Consider the following 5,733-nt stretch of genomic DNA (forward strand, 5'->3'; position numbering starts at 1 on the left):
TGAGCTAAATGGCCATAGTTATCTTCGTCTTTTGCAGGTAAGGTTTGCAAAGTGAATACTTTCTTACCAGTCTCTGGACCGACAGCAATGCGGTAACTAACCGAGGCCGCTTGCAAGGGCAATAAACTATCTTCATCATCCATGGGTAAATCGAGAAACGTGTTATCCATATCACGTTGAATTAATCCTCGCTTCTCCAATTAGGCCGCAATACGATGGCTAATGGTATGAACGAGCGCTTCCACGTCATTGTGACTTGGCGCTTTAACACGCTTGAATTGAGCTTGACCTTGCGTCTGTGTAATGACACCTTCGAGGAAGAGCATATGAAAGTGTATATTCAAGTTCAGCGCGCTTCCAAAACGCTGGATGTATGTTACTGCCCCCGTCTTGGCTTGCTTTTTCAAGTAGCCTGACCGATGGATGATGTCAGTGGAAATCGTGCGATGAATGATTTGCATGATTTTGCTTAAATGTATGGGGTACCTGGCAAGCAATAATCGAAGCGGGATGGGTAAACTTAAGACCCACTGCCTAATTGGGTGACCACCTAAAACGTCATCAACCAACAATTTGGCACTTTCAGCCATGCGTTTTGCACCGCAGCTTGGACAAAAACCTCTGCGTTTGCAACTGAATGCCACAATTTTGAAGCACTTTTATACTGGCAGAGACAGTGAATTTTAGTTAATTTCATTAGCATTCTGTTACGAATTGACTCACTGTGGAAACAATATGCCTGCCCGGAAGCCTGTGTTTGCTCTTTTAATTTTCGCAATACTGTCATTGTCAGCCTGTTCGGTTCACTTAGGTTATCGTCAGGTAGTGATGAATGATGGCTTTTACATAAACATCAAAGCCGAAAGCAGTGAAGCCAGAAACCGGATCCTGTTTAACGACGAGGAAACCGCGCTGGTTTCCATGCCGTCTCAATCTGCACTGGAGATCAGTGATAGCTCATTAGGCATAGATCGTTCATTAGTTATCAGCCGCGACGAGGGTGAAATAACTTACACCTATTCACTGAATGACAGACAAGCGCCCTTCGATGAAGACGCGAGGCAATGGTTCGCTTCACAGGTTCCCCAAATCCTCCGGCAGACCGGTCTCAATGCACGGGAACGCAGCCAGCGAATTTACGCACAATCCGGCGTGAATGGCCTGCTAGCCGAAACGGAACAAATCGACAGCGATTCGGTAAAGGCTGAATACCTTGAACTGGCACTCACCACTACGCTGCGTAGTGAAGAGGAAAAAGCCGTATTTTTAAACGAGTCCACGCTGGTCAGTTCAGACTATGAGCGTAGAAAGCTGCTGACAGAGGTAATTCATCACAATGCCTCGCCTGCAATCACTGCAGCCGCCCTGAAGGCAGCGGCTGAAATCAGCTCCGACTATGAGTTATCAGAACTGCTTATTGACGTCCCTGCAAATACACTGTGCTCGCCTGATGTTCAGTCAGAGTTCTTTATTGCCTCTCAGTCGGTTGAATCTGATTACGAACTGAGTCAGGTCTTTATAAAGCGGGGTTCGACCATCAAACTGCATCCGGGGAACGAGGCGCTTTTCCTGCGGTCGCTGGAGTCCATTGATTCTGACTATGAGATGAAACAGGCGCTAATTGCACTGCTGGATATGCCGGGCAGTAGTAAACAGCTTCCGGCACTTATCGCTGTGGCAGCGAAACACATTGATTCTGACTACGAACTGGCAACGATGCTGCTTGCTGTTCTGGACCAGCAAGCGCTGTCAAAAACAACCCTGGATGCCGTGCGCAGAGCGGCGACCACACTGGACAGCGACCACGAAAAAGGTCGCGTGCTGATCCGGTTAAACGACGTACTGCTTAACCGCTAGCCCACTTGGTTGGTGCATGCCGAACAGTACGCAGGCACCTTTTAATTCCTGCGGCGCATAGCCTGCCAGTACACAGAGATAAAAGCTCCAAAAGAAAGAAGCCCTTACGGGCTTCTTACAGTTCTGCTTATTTTTAGCGGCTTAGCGCTTCATTATACGTAGAAGCCGGAAAGCCGTAGCTTTGCTTTCTACCACCCAGATCGATAAGAATCTCATCAAGCATGACGCCCGAATCCACCATCCAGACTTTCAGCGTATGCTTTCCACTCGATGTGATTTCAGTCTGAGTTTCAGCAATAGCGCGGTTCATCAGAACATTGTTTTTCCACGTTTCACTGCGTCCCTGTGTAGCAAAATCCAGGAACTCCACCGGACCGTTATCAACCCGCACGGCAATGCGGCTTCCTCTGCCCTTGTACTGGGCATGAGTCGGTACCAGCGCCAGTTGCAGGGACGCGCTACCGCGATTAAAGGTATAAAAATCGTATTCTACGGACGGACTTTGAGAGACCAGATCATCTGCTGCTTCAACAGACTCCGCTGTTACCGGCAGGGGCTGAATAACACCACCAGAATAGCCCACACCAGAGAGCACCTTCCAAGTCGCGGCATCACTTCCCGATGAACGCTGAAAACGTTCTGCAGCTATAGACACATAACCGAGATCTTCGACAAAACCGTCAAAATCAGACAGTACATGTAAATCCGGATTAAACACACTGACACCAATCTGATGAGAAGCCTTTCCAGCGGTAAATTCAAGGCTGGCTGTCACTTTAAATGAAGGCGGGATCAACTGGAAATCGTGGCCCAGCGGCGGCTCTTTGCTGTCGATACCTTTCGGAACGGCATCCCAGTCAGCGGAAACCCACACACGCTGAACCGGATTTTCCGGCGTTAGCGTGCCGGATGATGCCGACAATTTAATCCATCCTTCATCGGATGATAAAGACCAGGATTGTTGTTTATCGCTGTTCAGCACAATATCAATAAATCGCGGTTTGCGCGTGAACGCGTTAATCACCGGCAGAGAATCCGCATGGCTGTTATTGATAATATGATTCAGCGGTACATCAAACCCTTCCACAACCAGCGATACCGCTTCGTCACGAAGGTTAGCCGCAGTGGCGGGAGGCAGCTGAAACACCGGCAGTTCACGAGGCGACGCCGACATGACGTGCTGCCACTTTCCGGATGCCAGTTCATTGTTAAAATAGTCAGTGGTACGAATAATTTCTGCGTAAGCCTGACGCATTTTCTTTGCGTACCATTTTGCATCCCCACGCCCCTGTGCCGCGGCATAGCGGTTCTTATAGTAGTACAGCCATTTGAGATTCATGTTGCCGGCAGCAACCACCGGATAATAGGCCAGTTCAAAGAAAGCATCTTTCTGCGCTTCAGGCACATTTGCATGTAGCGCTTTTATCTGGCTAATCAGGTCTTCCCATGCGTCAGCCCACCGGCTTACTTCATCGCCGTAGTGGGTTTGCGTCAGTGTGGTTTCTCCGGGCAAGGTTACCGGCTCAACGTGGTTCCAGGCCATGAACTCGGGGCGACGTTTAAACACCAGCTGATAGTAGGTTCTGAATATATCATTTAGCTGCGCTGCATTTTTCTCACCCAGATCCCTGGCAAAATAATCGCTGATTGCACGGAAGACCGCTTCATCTTCGCTGAACTTCTTGCGGTTCCACGCAATGTCCATGAACAGTTCAGTATTGTATTCATGGGGCTTGATGTCGCCCACATTCAGTACCCATTGCTCACGGGCGCCCTGCTCCCAGGCTTTGGTGATCTCTTCCCACATCAACACGGGATTAGTGGAGTTGAGCCACAGATAATCGTGGGGACGTCCCCAGTATGAAGTGTGATAATAAATGCCAGCACCACCTGCACGCTGTTGCTCTTGAGGGTTACTGAGCTGTCGAAGATAACCGTAGTTGTCGTCGGTCCACATCAGGGTAATGTCGTCCGGCACTTCCAGACCATTCTGGTAGTACGTCAGCACTTCTTTATACGGCACGAATACCTGCGGCACCGTGCTGGCAGGTTTACCCAGATTGTCTGTCAGTAGCTGCCGCTGAGTATTGATCACGTTTTCCAGTAGCTCTACCTGCTCGTCCATACCCGAATCTTTCACAATCATCGGCGAGTCGTGTTCTCCACGCATAGCCACGGTATAAATATTCTCAAAAGACGCGGTTTCCTTCACCCGGTTACGAAAAAAATCCGTCACCGCCCCGGCGTTGGTATCGAAGCGATACTGCCCCATCTTGTCCTTATCCCATTCACCATTAATATTAGACAGCATGGGTTCGGCGTGAGAAGTGCCGATAACAATGCCGTAATCGTCAGCGACCTGCTTGTTTTCCGGGATCTGATAGAACGGAATTGTACTCTTGTGCATGGCTGGCCACAGCAGATTTGCGCGCAATCTGAGCAGTAATTCAAATACCCGTGCGTAGGTCTTCGGCCCCATGTCACCCACTTCAGGTTCATAGTTTTTTGCCGCCCAGATTTGCAATCCCCAGTCTTCGTCGTTAATGAAAATGCCGCGGTACTTTACTGACGGAGCGGAAGACAAAGTGTCATTAATATCGACCTGTAAAGGAAATTGCTTTTCAGGCGTGACATCAGCCCACCACTCCCATGGGGATACGCCCATTTTGCGGGAAATAGCCAACAGTCCGTAGGCAGTGCCCCGACGGTCGGAGCCTACAATGACTAACCGTGGCTTCGCTTTATTGTCATCTATCACAAAATACTGATACTGCTCCCACCCTTCCCTTAATCCGGATACATCCAGTTGGTACTGTTCTGTCAATTGCTTTATCAGCGGACTTTGACTAAGCGTGCCCGCATAAATAGCCGGGCCGCCGTGGGAGTCATCGGCATAAGGCGTGTTTCCTGACACAGCGGCAATATCACTTCGCAGCATGTCGGCGGCTTTACTAACAACCTTGGCATCATCTGGCGACACGACCACCCCGACAACGTTGTCAAATGAAGCTAGAACAAAAGATTTCGCACAGGCGGTAGCGCTCACCATTGCCATGAGGCCTGTTAATAATGCTACACCGGCACGCCGGACTCGCTGATTCATCATATTGATTCCCTTGAATTACAGAACGGAGAAATTCGTATTTGCCTAAGACTACCACTATTTAAGTTGAAAAAAACACCGCTAAATAGCACCTTTTGTCAGAACTTATCTAATCTGAGTTAAATTTGGGTCCGGTGAATTCCTCATTCATTGTCCGTTCAGACTTTACACGGCACAATAGGATTTTACCTTTGTTGTTAAGGATGCGCCAAGTATAAGTAGGATTAACACTATCTACTACCCAAAAGAGCAGCCACACATTTTTGTTGCCAACATCTTTCGTTTCGCTAGTTGCTGTGAGTTGATTGAATTGGCAGTGCTGCTTACTCGAGACTTACCAATCGTTGTTCACTGATAGCAGGTCGTGCGATGTACCGACATAGCCTTTCCAGTTTCTCAGATTCGTGGCTGTCAGCAAACACCCCTGCGTGCAAGCTAAAACCGCCTATTTGAGCTAAATGGCCATAGTTATCTTCGTCTTTTGCAGGTAAGGTTTGCAAAGTGAATACTTTCTTACCAGTCTCTGGACCGACAGCAATGCGGTAACTAACCGAGGCCGCTTGCAAGGGCAATAAACTATCTTCATCATCCATGGGTAAATCGAGAAACGTGTTATCCATATCACGTTGAATTAATCCTCGCTTCTCCAATTAGGCCGCAATACGATGGCTAATGGTATGAACGAGCGCTTCCACGTCATTGTGACTTGGCGCTTTAACACGCTTGAATTGAGCTTGACCTTGCGTCTGTGTAATGACACCTTCGAGGAAGAG

The 5,733-nt window shown here is 48.7% G+C and carries 3 protein-coding genes and 1 pseudogene; 1 reads left to right on the top strand and 3 read right to left on the bottom strand.

Features of this window, described 5'->3' with window-relative positions:
* Nucleotides 1-200 precede the first annotated feature (200 nt).
* A pseudogene (locus BFC17_RS22755) lies at nucleotides 201-650 on the bottom strand (transposase); the annotation flags it as partial.
* Nucleotides 651-753: 103 nt separating this feature from the next.
* Here BFC17_RS22755 and BFC17_RS02850 point away from each other — a divergent pair.
* Entirely contained in the window at nucleotides 754-1,857 is a 1,104-nt protein-coding gene (locus BFC17_RS02850; protein ID WP_139141982.1) for a hypothetical protein, read from the top strand.
* A gap of 133 nt (nucleotides 1,858-1,990) precedes the next feature.
* Here the strand turns inward: BFC17_RS02850 and BFC17_RS02855 are convergent, their stop codons facing one another.
* Complete coding sequence (locus tag BFC17_RS02855) at nucleotides 1,991-4,963, bottom strand: glycosyl hydrolase 115 family protein (RefSeq protein WP_070174963.1); 2,973 nt, start codon at nucleotides 4,961-4,963, stop codon at nucleotides 1,991-1,993.
* Between the two features lie 320 nt (nucleotides 4,964-5,283).
* A complete protein-coding gene (locus BFC17_RS22760) occupies nucleotides 5,284-5,580 on the bottom strand; it encodes a transposase (RefSeq protein WP_070174964.1) in 297 nt (98 codons plus the stop codon).
* Nucleotides 5,581-5,733 lie beyond the last annotated feature (153 nt).

Source organism: Marisediminitalea lipolytica, from assembly GCF_001758465.1.
Taxonomy (GTDB): Bacteria; Pseudomonadota; Gammaproteobacteria; order Enterobacterales; family Alteromonadaceae; genus Alteromonas; species Alteromonas lipolytica.